Origin of the sequence: Cellulosimicrobium cellulans (assembly GCF_016921195.1) — a bacterium.
GTDB lineage: Bacteria > Actinomycetota > Actinomycetes > Actinomycetales > Cellulomonadaceae > Cellulosimicrobium > Cellulosimicrobium cellulans_F.
This window is the reverse complement of sequence record NZ_JAFGYF010000004.1, coordinates 187636-203464: the sequence shown is the minus strand read 5'-3', so window position 1 is coordinate 203464 and position 15829 is coordinate 187636. Positions and strand designations below refer to the sequence as shown.

10 protein-coding genes are annotated in these 15829 nt (G+C 73.2%); 7 read left to right on the top strand and 3 right to left on the bottom strand.

Annotated elements, in window-relative coordinates; translation table 11 throughout:
* Window positions 1–98: 98 nt before the first annotated feature.
* The 5 genes from JN535_RS10990 (at window position 99) to hutI (ending at window position 8017) form a co-directional block, all read left to right on the top strand.
* A complete protein-coding gene (locus tag JN535_RS10990) occupies window positions 99–572 on the top strand; it encodes a nitroreductase family deazaflavin-dependent oxidoreductase (RefSeq protein ID WP_205205595.1) in 474 nt (157 codons plus the stop codon).
* 145 nt (window positions 573–717) lie between these two features.
* Window positions 718–3102 carry an ATP-binding cassette domain-containing protein gene (locus tag JN535_RS10985; protein ID WP_205205594.1) on the top strand — a complete coding sequence of 795 codons (2385 nt, stop codon included), beginning with the start codon at window positions 718–720 and terminating at the stop codon, window positions 3100–3102.
* 91 nt (window positions 3103–3193) lie between these two features.
* Window positions 3194–4894 carry a histidine ammonia-lyase gene (gene hutH, locus JN535_RS10980; RefSeq protein WP_205205593.1) on the top strand — a complete coding sequence of 567 codons (1701 nt, stop codon included), beginning with the start codon at window positions 3194–3196 and terminating at the stop codon, window positions 4892–4894.
* Between the two features lie 37 nt (window positions 4895–4931).
* Window positions 4932–6635: a urocanate hydratase gene (locus JN535_RS10975; protein ID WP_205205592.1), complete on the top strand. Its 1704-nt coding sequence runs from the start codon at window positions 4932–4934 to the stop codon at window positions 6633–6635.
* A gap of 155 nt (window positions 6636–6790) precedes the next feature.
* Window positions 6791–8017, top strand: coding sequence for an imidazolonepropionase (hutI, locus tag JN535_RS10970; protein ID WP_307868584.1), 1227 nt, complete (start codon window positions 6791–6793; stop codon window positions 8015–8017).
* Between the two features lie 127 nt (window positions 8018–8144).
* Here hutI and JN535_RS10965 read toward each other — a convergent pair whose 3' ends face one another.
* Genes JN535_RS10965 through JN535_RS10955 form a run of 3 tightly spaced genes read right to left on the bottom strand, consistent with a single transcriptional unit; the run spans window position 8145 to window position 10304 of the window.
* Window positions 8145–9197, bottom strand: a complete 1053-nt coding sequence (locus JN535_RS10965) for an arginase family protein (RefSeq protein WP_374100498.1) — start codon at window positions 9195–9197, stop codon at window positions 8145–8147.
* Between the two features lie 43 nt (window positions 9198–9240).
* The gene (locus tag JN535_RS10960) at window positions 9241–9618 is read right to left on the bottom strand and encodes a DUF1304 family protein (protein WP_205205590.1); all 378 of its coding nucleotides are present in this window, start codon (window positions 9616–9618) and stop codon (window positions 9241–9243) included.
* On the bottom strand, window positions 9615–10304 hold the full coding sequence (locus JN535_RS10955; protein WP_205205589.1) for a maleylpyruvate isomerase family mycothiol-dependent enzyme: 690 nt from the start codon (window positions 10302–10304) through the stop codon (window positions 9615–9617). The genes JN535_RS10960 and JN535_RS10955 overlap by 4 nt, the downstream gene beginning before the upstream one ends.
* Before the next feature lie 90 nt (window positions 10305–10394).
* On the opposite strand from JN535_RS10955, the gene JN535_RS10950 reads away from it, so the two are divergent.
* The gene (locus JN535_RS10950; protein WP_307868583.1) at window positions 10395–10835 is read left to right on the top strand and encodes a MarR family winged helix-turn-helix transcriptional regulator; all 441 of its coding nucleotides are present in this window, start codon (window positions 10395–10397) and stop codon (window positions 10833–10835) included.
* Between the two features lie 429 nt (window positions 10836–11264).
* Window positions 11265–15761, top strand: coding sequence for a TIM barrel protein (locus JN535_RS10945; RefSeq protein ID WP_205205587.1), 4497 nt, complete (start codon window positions 11265–11267; stop codon window positions 15759–15761).
* The last annotated feature ends 68 nt before the right edge of the window (window positions 15762–15829 follow it).

The window sequence follows — 15829 nt, the reverse complement described above, 5'->3', positions numbered from 1 at the left end:
TCGTCCCCGGTGACCCCCGGGGACGACGGCGCCGACGGGCGGCCGCGACCGACGCGGCCACGCAGGGCACGGCTGACCGACACAGGAGGAGCAGGACGATGAGCACCGAAGGACGGACGACGAACGGCGCGGGTCACGTCCCGGGCGCGCCGGGACGCTTCTCGCGCTGGATGCAGCGCCGCTCGAACGCGCGGCTCGTACGCAAGGTCCGCGGCGGCAAGGGCACGTTCCTGGGGATGGACGTCCTCGTGCTGCACACGGTCGGCCGCCGCAGCGGGGCACCGCGCGAGACGCCGCTCATGTGGCTGCCGGACGAGGGGGACGCGGTCCTCGTCGTCGCCTCGGGTGGCGGCAGCCGCAACCCGGACTGGCACGCCAACCTCGCGGCCCGCCCGGACGACGTCGCGATCGAGCTGCCGGGGCGCGCGCCCGTCCCGGCGACGCCGCACGAGCTGGACGGCGCGGACCGCGAGCGCGCGTGGCAGTGCGTCGCGACGGCGCAGCCGCGGATCGCCAGATACCAGAGCAAGACCGAGCGGCAGTACCCGCTCGTGCCGCTCACGCCGCGGTGAGCTCCGCCCGCGCGACCGGTCCTGTCGCCAGGTCTGCCGTGCGGCGCACCAGAATCCCCGCGCGGGACCGCACGGCACTCGGGCAGACTTTCATCGGCCGGCTCGCCGGTGGAGGCGCGACGAGGCTCGACGACGAGGAGACACGATGAGCACGGCAACGACGAACCGCACGCAGACCTCGGTGCCCCAGGACCCCGACGGGCACGACGTCATCCGGGTCCAGGGGGCGCGGGCGAACAACCTCCAGGACGTGAGCGTCGAGATCCCCAAGCGGCGCCTCACGGTGTTCACGGGGGTCTCCGGGTCGGGCAAGAGCTCGCTCGTGTTCGACACGATCGCCGCCGAGTCGCAGCGCCTCATCAACGAGACCTACCCGGCGTTCCTCCAGGGCTTCATGCCCACGCTGGACCGCCCCGACGTCGACGTCCTCGAGGGGCTGACGACGGCGATCGTCGTGGACCAGGAGCGCCTCGGCGCGAACCCGCGCTCCACCGTGGGCACGGTGACCGACGCCAACGCGATCCTGCGGGTGCTGTTCAGCCGGTTCGGCGAGCCGCAGGTGGGGCCGCCCACGGCGTTCTCCTTCAACATCCCCGCGCGCAAGGCGAGCGGCATCATGACGTCGGCCACGGGCGAGAAGACGATCGTGCGCAACGCGATCTACCACGGGGGGATGTGCCCGCGGTGCGAGGGGCGCGGTGCGGTCTCCGACCTCGACCTCGCGGAGATCGTCGACGACTCCAAGTCCCTGCTCGACGGCGCGATCAAGGTCCCGGGGTACACCGCCGACGGGTGGATGGTGCGCGGGTTCGCCGAGTCCGGGTTCTTCCCGGCGGACAGGCCGATCCGCGAGTTCACCGACCAGCAGAGGCAGGACTTCCTCTACAAGGAGCCCACCAAGATCAAGGCGATGGGGATCAACGTCACCTACGAGGGCCTGATCCCCAAGATCCAGAAGTCGATGTTCTCCAAGGACGTCGACTCGCTCCAGCCGCACGTCCGCGCGTTCGTCGAGCGCGCGGCGACGTTCGCGCCGTGTCCCGACTGCGGCGGGACGCGCCTGTCGGAGTCGGCGCGCTCGTCGAAGATCCGCGGGGTCAACATCGCGGACCTGTGCGCGATGCAGATCACCGACCTCGCCGCGTGGATCCGCGACCTCGACGACCCGAACATGGCACCCGTGGTGAACGCGCTCGGCGAGAACCTCGCGTCGTTCGTCGAGCTCGGGCTGGGCTACCTCAGCCTCGACCGGCCGTCGGGCACGCTGTCCGGGGGCGAGTCGCAGCGCATCAAGATGCTGCGCCACCTCGGGTCGTCGCTCACCGACGTCACCTACGTCTTCGACGAGCCGACCATCGGCCTGCACCCGCACGACATCGACCGCATGAACGGCCTCCTGCTCCAGCTGCGCGACAAGGGCAACACGGTCCTCGTCGTCGAGCACAAGCCGGAGACGATCGTCGTCGCTGACCACGTCGTCGACCTGGGCCCGGGTGCGGGCACGGCCGGCGGGCACGTGACGTTCGAGGGCACGGTCGACGGGCTGCGCGCGAGCGACACCGTGACCGGCCGCCACCTCGACGACCGGGCGACGCTCAAGGACGAGGTGCGGACGCCGTCGGGCGCGCTGGAGATCCGCGGCGCCGACGCGCACAACCTCCAGGACGTGGACGTCGACATCCCGCTCGGGGTGCTCGTCGTCCTGACGGGCGTCGCCGGGTCGGGCAAGAGCTCGCTCGTCGAGGGGTCGGTGTCGCGGCGCGAGGGCGTCGTGACGATCGACCAGAGCGCGGTGCGGGGGTCGCGTCGCAGCAACCCCGCGACGTACACGGGCCTGCTGGAGCCGATCCGCAAGGCGTTCGCCAAGGCGAACGGCGTCAAGCCGGCCCTCTTCAGCGCGAACTCCGAGGGCGCGTGCCCCGAGTGCAAGGGCGCGGGTGTCATCTACACCGAGCTCGGCTTCATGGAGACCGTCTCGACCCCGTGCGAGGACTGCGGGGGCCGCCGGTTCCAGGCCGCGGTGCTCGACTACACGCTCGGCGGGCTGAACATCGCCGACGTGCTGGACCTCCCGGTCGCGAAGGCGCGCGAGTTCTTCTCGTCCGGCGACGCCAAGGTGCCCGCGGCGAAGGCGATCCTCGAGCGGCTCGACGACGTCGGCCTCGGGTACGTGAGCCTCGGCCAGCCGCTCACGACCCTGTCCGGCGGCGAGCGTCAGCGCCTCAAGCTCGCCACGCACCTCGGCGACAAGGGCGGCGTGATCGTCCTCGACGAGCCGACGACGGGCCTGCACCTCGCCGACGTGCAGAACCTCCTCGGGCTGCTCGACCGGATCGTCGACTCGGGCAAGTCGGTCATCGTCATCGAGCACCACCAGGCGGTCATGGCGCACGCGGACTGGATCATCGACCTCGGCCCCGGCGCCGGGCACGACGGCGGTCGCGTCGTCTTCGAGGGCACGCCGGCCGATCTCGTGGCGACGAGGTCCACGCTCACGGGTGAGCACCTGGCGGCGTACGTGGGCGCCTGACGCGGCCGACGGGCGGCAGGTGTCTGGGATCCCAGACTGAACCTCCCGTGCCGGGCTCCCGGCGCGTCGAGGCGCGGTGTGTCCTAGGGGCATGGCAGCGACGACGCACTCCCCGTCCGTCCCCGACCGCTCCGGCGCCGGCGCACCCGACCCCGTGCGCCATGGCCCGACGGCGGCCCCCGCACCCGGCACGACGGCGTCCTCCGCCCCCGACCCGGCCCGCGCCGCGCGCGTGGTCGTCGTGGGCGACGGGCCGCTGACGATCGACGACGTGGTCGACGTCGCACGGCACGGGGCGCGCGTGCGGCTCGCCGACGCGGCGGTCGACGCGATGGCCGCGAGCCGCGCGGTCGTCGAGGGGCTCGCGGACGACGACCGGCCGCACTACGGCGTCTCGACCGGGTTCGGCGCTCTCGCCCGCCGCCACATCCCGGTCGAGCGGCGCGCGCAGCTCCAGCTCAGCCTCGTGCGGTCGCACGCCGCGGGGTCGGGGCCGGAGGTCGAGCGCGAGGTCGTGCGGGCGCTGCAGCTCCTGCGGCTCGCGACCTTGGCGACCGGGCGGACCGGGGCGCGCCCCGTCGTCGCACAGACGTACGCCGCGATGCTCGACGCCGGGATCACGCCCGTGGTGCGCGAGTTCGGCTCGCTCGGCTGCTCCGGCGACCTCGCGCCGCTCGCGCACGTGGCGCTCGCGGCGCTCGGCGAGGGTGAGGTCCGCGACGCGACGGGAGCCCTCGTGCCCGCCGCGGCCGCGCTCGCCGCCGCCGGGATCGCGCCGCTCGCGCTGCGCGAGAAGGAGGGCCTCGCGCTCATCAACGGCACGGACGGCATGCTCGGCATGCTCGCGCTCGCGCTGCACGACCTCCAGGCGCTGCTCACGACCGCCGACGTCGCGGCCGCCGCGAGCGTCGAGGCGCTGCTCGGCTCCGACGCGCCGTTCGCGGCGGACCTCGTGGGGATGCGCCCGCACCCCGGCCAGGCGGCGTCGGCCGCGAACCTGCGCGCGCTGCTCGACGGCTCGCCCGTCGTCGCGAGCCACCGCACGCTCGACGCCGACGGCCGGCCCGAGTGCACGCGGGTGCAGGACGCGTACTCGCTGCGGTGCGCGCCCCAGGTGCACGGCGCCGCGCGCGACACGCTCGACCACGCGGCCGCCGTCGCGCGCCGGGAGCTCGCGGCGGCGATCGACAACCCGGTCGTCACGGTGGACGGGCGCGTCGAGTCGAACGGCAACTTCCACGGCGCCCCGGTCGCGTACGTGCTCGACTTCCTCGCGATCGCCGCGGCCGACGTCGCGAGCATGAGCGAGCGCCGCACGGACCGGTTCCTCGACAAGGCCCGCAACGAGGGCCTGCCGCCGTTCCTCGCCGACGACCCGGGCGTCGACTCCGGCCTGATGATCGCGCAGTACACGGCGGCGGGGATCGTCTCGGAGCTCAAGCGGCTCGCGGTGCCGTCGAGCGTCGACTCGATCCCGTCGTCGGCCATGCAGGAGGACCACGTGTCCATGGGGTGGGCCGGGGCGCGCAAGCTCCGGCGCGCCGTCGACGGCCTGGGCCGTGTCCTCGCGATCGAGCTCCTCACCGCGACGCGCGCACTCGACCTCCGCTGCGACGGCGGGTCCCTGCACCCCGCGCGGGGGACCGGCGCCGTGCGCGACCTCGTGCGCACGGCCGCCGCTGGCCCCGGACCGGACCGCTACCTCGCGCCCGAGATCGAGGCCGTGACCCACCTCGTCGCGACGGGTGCCGTGACCGCGGCGGCGAGCGCCGCCGTCGGGCACCTGGCCTGACCTCCCGCCCGCCCGACCCCGAAGGAGCGAGACGACCATGGTCCACGAGCCGACCCACCGCCTCGGCACCCCCGTCCCCGTCCGCGCGCCCCGCGGCACGACGCTCACCGCGCGGTCGTGGCAGACCGAGGCGCCGCTGCGGATGCTCATGAACAACCTCGACCCCGAGGTCGCGGAGCGGCCCGACGACCTCGTCGTCTACGGCGGCACCGGCCGGGCGGCGCGCGACTGGCCGAGCTACCACGCGATCGTCCGCACGCTGACGACGCTCGCGGACGACGAGACTCTCCTCGTGCAGTCGGGCAAGCCGGTCGGGGTGCTGCGGACCCACGAGTGGGCGCCGCGCGTGCTGCTCGCGAACAGCAACCTCGTGGGGGACTGGGCGACGTGGCCCGAGTTCCGGCGGCTCGAGGCGATGGGCCTGACGATGTACGGGCAGATGACGGCGGGGTCGTGGATCTACATCGGCGCGCAGGGCATCCTCCAGGGCACGTACGAGACGCTCGCCGCGGTCGCCGCGAAGCTCGCCGCCCGCCAGGGCGGGCAGGGGCTCAGTGGCGGGACCCTCGCCGGGACGCTCACGCTCACCGGCGGGTGCGGCGGGATGGGCGGCGCGCAGCCGCTCGCGGTGACGCTCAACGGCGGGGCGTGCCTCGTGGTCGACGTCGACCGGTCGCGCCTCGACCGGCGCGTGCGCGAGCGGTACCTCGACGTGGTCGCCGACGACCTCGACGCCGCGGTCCGGCTCGTCGAGGGCGCGCGGCGCGAGCGCCGGGCGCTGTCGGTGGGGGTCGAGGGGAACAGCGCGACGGTCGTGCCGGAGCTGCTGCGGCGCGGGGTCGAGGTCGACGTCGTCACGGACCAGACGTCGGCGCACGACCCGCTGTCGTACCTGCCGGTCGGGGTGGCGGTCGAGGAGTGGGCGGACTACGCGGTGGCCAAGCCCGACGAGTTCACCGACCGCGCGCGCGAGTCCATGGCGCGGCACGTCGAGGGGATGGTCGGGTTCCTCGACGCGGGCGCCGAGGTGTTCGACTACGGCAACTCGATCCGCGACGAGGCGCGCCGCGGCGGCTACGACCGGGCGTTCGACTTCCCGGGGTTCGTGCCCGCGTACATCCGGCCCCTGTTCGCGCAGGGCAAGGGCCCGTTCCGGTGGGCCGCGCTCTCGGGCGACCCGCGCGACATCGCCGCGACCGACGCCGCCGTGCTCGACCTGTTCGACGACGACCACCTGCACCGCTGGATCCGCGCCGCCCAGGAGCGCGTCGCGTTCCAGGGCCTGCCCGCGCGCATCTGCTGGCTCGGGCACGGCGAGCGCGACCGCGCGGGCCTCGCGTTCAACGACCTCGTCGCGTCGGGCGCGGTACGCGCTCCGGTCGTCATCGGCCGCGACCACCTCGACGCCGGGTCGGTCGCGTCCCCGTACCGCGAGACGGAGGCCATGGCTGACGGCTCCGACGCGATCGCCGACTGGCCGCTGCTCAACGCGCTCACGGCCGCGTCGTCCGGCGCGACGTGGGTGTCGATCCACCAGGGCGGCGGCGTCGGCATGGGCCGCTCGATCCACGCCGGCCAGGTGTCCGTCGCGGACGGCACGCCGCTCGCCGCGGCCAAGCTCGCGCGCGTGCTGTCGAACGACCCGGGCCTCGGGGTGCTGCGCCACGTCGACGCGGGTTACGACGACGCGGTCGCGGCGGCCGCGCATGGAGGCCTCCGCATCCCGACGCGGGAGTCCTGATGGCCCACCCTCCGGTGCCGAACCCGGGGATACGGGCGGATTCGGCGGCTCGCACGCCCATAACCCCGGGTTCGGCACCTGCCCGGTGGGGCGCGACGGCGGTTTTCGCCGGTGGGTCGACGCTCCTCAGCGGGATCGGGGAGCTGACGACCAACGTGGCCGGCGGGCCGGGGACGCGCGAGGGCGACCCGACCGGGCTGGTGACCGACGCCGTCGTGCTGCTCGACGGCGGCCGGGTCGCCTGGGCGGGGCCGGCGCGGGAGGCGCGCGACGCCGTCGGGCGCGCGCTGGGCGGGCGGGAGCCCGACGTCACCGTCGACGCGGGCGGGCGCGCGGTGATCCCCGGGTTCGTCGACTCGCACACGCACCTCGTGTTCGCGGGCGACCGTGCCGCCGAGTTCGAGGCGCGCATGGCCGGGCGCCCGTACGCGGCGGGCGGCATCCGGTCCACCGTCGCGGCGACGCGCGCGGCGTCCGACGACGACCTCCGGGCAGGCCTCGCGCGGCACCTCGACGAGGCGGCCCGGCAGGGCACCACCACGGTCGAGGTGAAGAGCGGGTACGGGCTCACGGTCGCAGACGAGGAACGGTCCGTGCGCCTCGCGCGCGAGAGGACCCCGGAGGTGACGTTCCTCGGGGCGCACGTCGTGCCGGCCGAGTACGCGGGTCGTGACGACGCGTACGTCGACCTCGTGTGCGGCGACATGCTCGCGGCGTGCGCGCCGCACGCGCGGTGGGTCGACGTGTTCTGCGAGACCGGCGCGTTCACGCCCGAGCAGTCGCGCCGCGTCCTCCAGGCCGGGGCCGACGCCGGACTCGGCGTGCGCGTGCACGCGAACCAGCTCGGCCCGGGGGAGGGCGTGCGGCTCGCCGTCGAGCTGGGCGCGGCCGCCGTGGACCACTGCACGTACCTCACCGACGACGACGTCGCGGCGCTCGCGGGCTCGTGGTCGGCCGGCGGGTCCCCCGCGGGCGTCCCCGGGACCGTCGCGACCCTGCTCCCGGGCGTGGAGTTCTCGACGCGTCAGCCCTACCCCGACGCGCGACGCCTCCTCGACGCGGGCGCCGTCGTCGCGCTCGCGAGCGACTGCAACCCCGGGTCGAGCTACACGTCGTCGATGCCGCTGTGCGTCGCGCTCGCGGTCCGCGAGACGGGGATGACGGTCGCCGAGGCCGTCTGGTCGGCGACCGCGGGCGGGGCGCTCGCGCTGCGGCGCGACGACGTCGGGCACCTCGCCCCCGGCGCGCGGGCCGACGTCGTGCTGCTCGACGCCCCGAGCCGCACCCACCTCGCGTACCGCCCGGGCGTCCCGCTCGTCGCGGCGACCTGGAAGGACGGCGCCCGCCTCCCGGCCAGGGAGAACCCCGGACCGTCGAGGTAGAACCCCGGTAGCGCGAGGTAGAACCCTGGTCCCGCGACCACGGTTCTACCTCGCGCGACTGCGGTTCTACCTCGCGCGACCAGGGTTCTCTCTCGCGTCACCACGGCTCTGCTGTGTCACCGCAGCTCTAGGTGCGCACGGGCTCCGGTGCTGACGGGCGGAGGGCGAGTCCCGCCGCGAGCTCGAGGACGCAGAGGGCGGCGAGGCGGACGGTGCGGCCGTCGGGGGTGTCGGCGGTGGCGTCGACCTCGACGACGTCGGCGGACCGGAGCCGGTCGTCACGGGCCGCCGCGCGGACGAGGGCGCGCAGCTCCCACGCCGCGATGCCGCCGGGGACGCTGGCGGGGCAGCCCGGGGCGACGGACCGGTCGCACACGTCGACGTCGACGTCGAGGTGGACGGGCCCGCCGGCGGCACCGGCGACCTCGAGCGCCGCGCGCATCACGTCCTCGGGGCCGCGGCGGCGCAGCTCGTCGACGTGCACGACCGTGATCCCGAGCTGGACCGCCCGGCGCGCGTACTCGGCCGAGTTGGCGAAGTCCGCGATGCCGACCTGCACGACCCGCCGAGGGTCGAGTCCGGCCTCGACCAGCCGTCGCACGGGCGACCCGTTCGACACGCCGTCGCGCAGGTCGTGGTGGGCGTCGAGCGTGACGAGGCCCGCGGTCGCGAGGTCGTCGCCCCACGCCCCGAGCGCCGTCGCGACGGTTACGGAGTTGTCGCCGCCGAGCGCGACGAGCAGGCGTGCGCGCTCCAGGGCGGCGTGGACCGCCGCGCGCGTCCGTGCCTCGCCCTCCGCGCCGTCCGGCTCGTCGACGTCGCCGAGGTCGGCGAACGCGAGGCTCGCGAGGTCGACGGGCCCGGCACCGCCCGGCGACGCTCTTCGCTCGCTCCCGACGGCCCCCGTCGCGGCGGGTCCGGTCGCAGCGGCGGGCTGCACGCGGGGGGAGGGACCGCCGTCGGGCAGGGGGCGGTCGGGAGCGAGGGCGGGGCTGAACCGGCGCAGCGCGTCGCGCACGGCGGCGGGGGTCGCGTGCGCGCCGGTGGGGGAGAGCGAGGTACGCCAGGCCGGGACGCCCAGGATCGCGACGTCCACGTCGGCGTCCCCGCCGAGCGGGGGCCAGTCGCCCGCCCGGGGCCAGGACGGGTCGTGGGACAGGGGCTGCGCGGCGCTGCTCACCTCTCGACCGTAGCAACGCCCAGAAGGTGTCGAGCGGCGCCGGTCAGGACGCGAGGGTCACGACGAGCGTCGCGAGCCCGAACCCGGACTGTCCGAGGGTCCCGGTCCACAGGCGATGGTCGGAGACCCACAGCACGACCCCACCGAGGGTCATGAAGCCCGCGGTGTACAGGACGAGGGTCCGGCCCTCGTCCACGAGGCCGTTCGCGGCGAGCACGACCCCGAGCACCGTCCCGGCGCCGAGGAACATGTTGTAGAACGCGACGTTGAACGCCCACAGCCCGACCTCGGGCGGTGAGAAGCGCTTGCGCAGCAGGAACTGCTGGGCCCAGGGCCGGTGGAAGAAGAAGGCTTCGACGACCCCGACGCCGACGTGCAGCACGCCGGCGGCGACGGCGAGGACCTGGGCGATCGTGCTCATGGGAGCTCCTCCCGGTCGTGCGGCGCGAACGAGCGGGCGAGGCGGCGTGCGCCGTCACCGTCCAGGAGGGCGAGGGCCGCGGGTCGCCCGGTGAGCAGCAGGAGCAGGGCGGTCATCGACCCGGTCACCTGCTGCCCCTCGCCGCGCTGCCACGGCGCGTCGGCGGCGACGAGACGGAACCCGGCGAGGCGCCGTCGGGCGTGGAAGGGGAACGACACCGCCCACACGCGCTCGGCCGCCTCGCGCGACGCGAGGGGTGGTGCGGGGAGGTCGATCCCGAGCGCGACGGCGACGTCCTGGGCGTGGACGAGCGCGTCCACGAGCGCGACGTGCGGCGTCGTCCCCGGTGCGAGGCGGCGCGACCCGACGGCCGCGCGCAGGGCCGCGAGGACGTCCTCGCGCGGGCGTGTCCCGGCCTCGCGCGTGAGGAGGTCCATCATCCCGTCGAAGCTCGCGCGGCCCCGGACGAGCGCCCGGACGAGCCCGCGGGCGAGCGCCGCGCGCGAGGAGGTGGGGGCGAGGGTGAGGTGCGCGGCGACGTCGTGGACGCGCCATCCCGCGCACAGGCTGGGACGCTCCCAGTCGGCGGGGTCGAGACCGGCGACCAGGTCCGCGAAGGAGGCCCGGGCGGTCGCGACGGCCGCCCACACGTCGTCCTCCGTCATCCAGTAGTCGGGTGCACTCATCGGAGCGCCTCCAGAACTGATACGATGATCTGACTACTTTAGTCAGTCTGGCTGACGATGGTCAACCCCTGGCACCCCGCGGAGGCGCGCGTGAGCGAGCAGGACGAGCTCAACACCGGGCTGCTCCTGTTCATCCCCTACCGCGCGCTCGAGCTGCGGGTCTACGCCGCGGTCCGGGACGCGGGGTTCGACGACGCGACGCCGGCGCAGCTCCGGGTCTTCCAGCGCATCGGGCCGCACGGCACGCGCCTCACGGAGCTCGCCGAGGCGGCGGAGATCACCAAGCAGACCGCGGGGTTCCTCGTCGACCAGCTCGAGGCCGCCGGGTACGTCGAGCGCGTCCCTGACCCTGCCGACCGCCGGGCGCGGCTCGTGCGCGTCACGGCCCGGGGGGAGGCGGCGTCCCGCGTCGCCGCGGCGGAGCTCGCCCGGGTCGAGGAGGAGTGGACCGCGCACCTCGGTGCGCGCGGGATGGCGTCCCTGCGGCGTCAGCTCACGCGTCTGCGGGAGATCACCGATCCCTGGGCGTAGGCCTCGAGCTCAGCGCAGGCGGCGGACGTGGCCGGTCCGCCGTCGACAAGCGCGTCGCGCAGCGCCGCGCACTCGTGAGGAGCCTCCGCTCAGCGGATGCTCCACTTGTGCATAGAGAGCGGACATAACAAAGATCCACGGCAGGCATCTTTCGCCTAAACGTCGACAAAAGTCGATCCCGAAGGTACGGTCGGGTTTCGTCGGCTGACACGGGCACCCTCGGTCGGTCGCACGTGCAGCCTCAGCGTCGAGCGCTCGCATGCGTCGACCGGCGCGAGCCACGCAGGAGTGCGGCCAGAGATCCTGTGCCGCGCCCTCACGATGCAGGCTGCTTGGTTCCCCGAGTGCGTCAAGGAGGACGTTGTGCACGAATTTTCCCCAGGCCACCGAAGGTGGTCCCGATACGCCGCTGCGGCGGTCTCAGCAGCGATGCTGGTACCGCTGACGGTCGCAGGGGCGTACGCCCACCCCGGGCACGAGGACGGAGGCGATGTCGCCGCCGACGTCGCCGCGCTCGACTGGGACAACTACGAGAAGGTGCTGCTCAGCAAGGACACGGGCGAGCCGATCGACCTCGCCGTCCTGCCCGACTCGCGCGTCCTGCACACGGCACGCGACGGCGTCGTGCGACTCACGGACCCGATGACGGGTCTGACGAGCCAGATCGCGCAGCTCGACGTCTACAAGAACTCGGAGGACGGGCTCCAGGGCATCTCCCTGGACCCGAACTTCGAGGAGAACCACTACCTGTACATGGTGTACGCGCCTCGGGTGATGGAGGGCACGTCGCCCTCCGGCGTGGAGTACCCGGAGACGACGCCGAACGGGAGCGCGCCGAACTCGCTGCCCGCGGGCGAGGACGAGAGCTACTGGGACCGGTGGCTGGGCTACAACCAGCTGTCGCGGTTCACGTGGGACCCGGCGACGAACGAGATCGACCTGTCCACCGAGCGCGCGATCCTCAAGATCGACGCGCAGCGCGGCCAGTGCTGCCACGTCGGTGCGGACATGGCGTGGGACGAGGAGGGGAACCTGTTCCTCTCCACCGGTGACAACACCCCGGCGAGCGCCCCGGGCGCGGCCGGGTACGCGCCGAACAACAACGCCCCGGGCATGAACCCCGGTTTCGACGACCGTCGCGGTGCGGGCAGCACCAACGACCTGCGCGGCAAGATCCTGCGGATCAACCCGATCGAGAACCTCGCGCCCGGCACCGAGGTGGGTCCGGGCAGCACGTACACCATCCCGGAGGGCAACCTCTTCGACGACCCGCAGTACGACGACGTCCGTGACCTGGTCCGCGACGAGACCTACGTCATGGGGGTGCGCAACCCGTTCCGGATCGACTACGACGTCGAGTCCGGGGCGCTCGTGTGGGGCGACTACGGCCCCGACGCGGCGGCCGCGGACCCGAACCGCGGGCCCATGGGCTACGTCGAGTGGCAGCTGACGACCGAGCCGATGAACGGTGGCTGGCCCTACTGCCACGGCCCCAACGCGAACTACAACGAGTGGGACTACGCGACCTCGACGCCGGGCGAGTTCTTCGACTGCGAGGCCGGCGCCGTGAACAACTCGACGTGGAACACCGGCCTGGACGTCGTGCCGCCGGCGACCGCGCCGCAGGTGTACTACGGCGACAAGGCCGGCGACCAGCCCGAGCTGCTCGACCCGCTGACGGAGTGGGGCGGCACGGGCCAGGCCCCCATGGGCGGCCCGGTCTACCGCTCGGCCGACTACCCTGACGCACCGGGCAAGTTCCCCGACTACTGGGACGGCAAGCCGTTCATGGCGGAGTTCTCCCAGGACTACGTCGCCGCGTTCACGCTCGACGAGCTGAGCAGCGACGGTGTGGTGACGGCCGTGGAGGAGTTCCTGCCGAACGCGCACCTCACGAGCTCCGCACAGCCCATCTGGGACAACGTCATGGACTTCGAGTTCGGTCCGGACGGCAACCTGTACGTCCTCGAGTACGGTGACGGCTTCTTCCGCCAGAACCCGGACGCGGGCCTGTACCGCGTGTCCTACAGCGAGGGCAACCGGCACCCGCAGGCGTCGTTCACCGCCAGCGCGATCTCCAGCAGCGAGGCCCCGCTCGAGGTCACGTTCGACGCCTCGCGGTCGAGCGACCCCGAGGGCGCCGAGCTCACGTACGAGTGGGACTTCGACGGTGACGGTCAGACCGACGCCACCGGCGTGAGGGTCACGCACGAATACACCGAGCTCGGGCAGTACGACGTCATCCTGCGGGTCACGGACCCCGAGGGTCTCTTCACGCTCTCGACGAAGCAGATCACGGTCGGCAACACCGCACCCGAGATCAGCGTCGACGTCGCCGACGGGGCGATCTTCAACTGGGGCGACGAGCTCTCGCTCGGGGTCTCGGTGCACGACGCCGAGGACGGCGACGAGGTCGTCTGCAGCGACGTCAAGTACACGTTCGGCCTCGGCCACAACACCCACGCGCACCCCGAGGTCACGGGGTCGGCGAAGGCCACGGCCGACGGCTGCGGCATCACCATCGCGACCAACGCGGACGCCGTGGAGCACGGTGAGGGCGAGAAGATCTTCGGCACCCTCGTCGTGACCTACACCGACAAGGCCCAGGGCGACGTCCCGGCCACGACCGGTGAGCTCACGCGCATCTTCAAGCCCGAGGAGCAGCAGGCCGAGTGGTACGACGAGGCCGAGGGCATCGAGGTCGTCGTCGACGAGAGCGCCGACGCCGGTGGCTACGTCACCTCCCTCGACGCGGGCGACTCGTTCGCCTACGAGCCGGTGGCCTTCGAGCACGCCCCGTCGGGCGACGCCATCAACCGCGTGACCGTCCTCGGTCGCGGCGAGGGCACCGTCACGCTGGGCTGGGAGGGCGCCGACGGCACGACCGACGAGTCGCTCGCCGAGCTCCGCTTCGACAGCGAGGGCTGGACCGACGTCACCCGCACGCTCACCAGCGTGCCGGAGGGCTCGGGCAAGGTCGTCGTGACGAGCACGGGCGGCGTCGACGTCGACAACGTGTTCTTCGGGAAGTCCGTCATCATCCCGGCCGACCAGGTCTCGCTCCAGATGTTCTCGCTGATCCCCTGGGTCACCGCCGACGGCCAGTCGGCCGTGCTCGACCGCCTCGGTGAGATCGGGCTCCAGAACATCGAGCCCTTCGGTGGCAACTACTCCGGCCTGACGGCCGAGCAGTTCCGCGCGCAGGCGGACTCCGCGGGCCTGAGCGTCCCGTCCTCGCACTACGACGTGGGCGAGGCGAACTTCGACGACACGCTCGACTACGTCGCCACGGTGGGACAGAAGTACGTGGGCTCCGGCGGCTTCCCCAGCCCGGGGATCGGCAGCCTGGAGAACACGCTCGCCACGGCCGAGACGATGAACCGCCTCGGCCAGCGTTCCGTGGAGGCGGGCGTCGGCAAGGTGTTCGGCCACAACCACGACCAGGAGTTCACCACCAAGTACGAGTACAACGGTGAGCTCACGTCGGCGTGGGAGATCCTGGTGGCGGAGACGGACCCCGAGTTCGTGACGTTCGAGCTGGACACGGCGTGGGCCGCCCACGCGGGCGTCGACGTCCCGGCGCTCATCGAGCAGTACGGCGACCGGATCGAGCTCCTGCACATCAAGGACGCCGTCAACCTCAACGCCGGCGGGCGCCCGACGTTCACCAACCTCGGCGACGGCGACATGCCGCTGCAGGAGATCCTGGCCGCCGGTCAGGAGGCGGGCGTCGCGTACTACGTCATGGAGTACGACATGGCCGCCGACGGCGAGTCCTTCGCCACGACCGGGTTCGAGTACCTCACCGGTCAGGCCGCGGGCGGCTCCGAGGAGCCGACCGAGCCGGTCACCATCCCGGTGGACAAGGTCTCGATGCAGCTGTTCTCGCTCAGCTCGTGGAGCCGCCAGATCGGCTGGGAGGGCGTCTACGACCGCCTGGGCGAGATCGGCTTCGAGAACGTCGAGCCCTTCGGGTCGAACTACTCCGGCCTCACGGCGGAGCAGGCTCGCGCCCAGTTCGACGCCGCCGGTCTCCGTGTCCCGTCGTCGCACTACGACGTGAACGAGGACACGTTCGACTCGACGCTCGCGTTCGTCAAGACGATGGGCCAGGAGTACGTCGGGTCGGGCGGGTTCCCCCGTCCGGGCATCGCCGGCGGGCTGGAGAACGTGCTGGCCACGGCCGAGGCGATGAACCGTCTCGGCGAGCGTTCGGTCGCGAACGGCACCGGCAAGCTGTTCGGTCACAACCACGACCAGGAGTTCACCACCCAGTACGAGTACAACGGTGAGCTGACCTCCGCGTGGGAGATCCTCGTGGCGGAGACGGACCCCGAGTTCGTCGCCTTCGAGCTGGACACGGCCTGGGCGGCGAACGCCGGTGTGGACGTCCCCGCGCTGATCGACGAGCACGCGGACCGCATCGAGCTCCTCCACATCAAGGACGCGACGAACCTCAACGAGGGTGGGCGTCCGACGTTCACCAACCTCGGGGAGGGCGACATGCCGCTGCAGGAGATCCTGCAGGCCGGTCTCGACGCCGACGTGGCGTACTTCGTCATGGAGTACGACGGCTCGCCGGCGAACGACGAGTTCTCCGCCAAGGGCTTCGAGTACCTCACCGGCATCCCCGCCGGTGCGGACACTCCGGACGCCGACGTGACGGTCGAGCCGCGCTGCCTGGCCGGCAAGGTCTACGTCGCGGTGCGTGCGCTCAACGTGGACGACTCCGCGCTGAACGTCGCGATCGAGACGCCGTTCGGCAGCAAGACCTTCACGGACGTGGCCCCGGGCAAGAACGCCTACCAGTCGTTCAGCACGCGTGCCACGGAGATCGAGGCCGGCGAGGTGACCGTCACCGTGACGGACGCCGACGGCGGCACCGACACGGTCACGGCCGGGTACGCCGCGCGCTCGTGCGGCTGACGTGACCCGAGCGCCGGGTGAGACGGGGGTCCGACACCGTCTCGCCCGGCGTCACCGGGGCGCCACGT

Coding starts and splice junctions, on each gene's coding strand:
- JN535_RS10955 (WP_205205589.1), bottom strand. CDS start 10,304: ATGAGTGCACCCGACTACTGGATGACGGAGGACGACGTGTGGGCGGCC.
- JN535_RS10945 (WP_205205587.1), top strand. CDS start 11,265: ATGCTGGTACCGCTGACGGTCGCAGGGGCGTACGCCCACCCCGGGCAC.
- JN535_RS10975 (WP_205205592.1), top strand. CDS start 4,932: ATGGTCCACGAGCCGACCCACCGCCTCGGCACCCCCGTCCCCGTCCGC.
- JN535_RS10960 (WP_205205590.1), bottom strand. CDS start 9,618: ATGAGCACGATCGCCCAGGTCCTCGCCGTCGCCGCCGGCGTGCTGCAC.
- hutH (WP_205205593.1), top strand. CDS start 3,194: ATGGCAGCGACGACGCACTCCCCGTCCGTCCCCGACCGCTCCGGCGCC.
- JN535_RS10990 (WP_205205595.1), top strand. CDS start 99: ATGAGCACCGAAGGACGGACGACGAACGGCGCGGGTCACGTCCCGGGC.
- JN535_RS10985 (WP_205205594.1), top strand. CDS start 718: ATGAGCACGGCAACGACGAACCGCACGCAGACCTCGGTGCCCCAGGAC.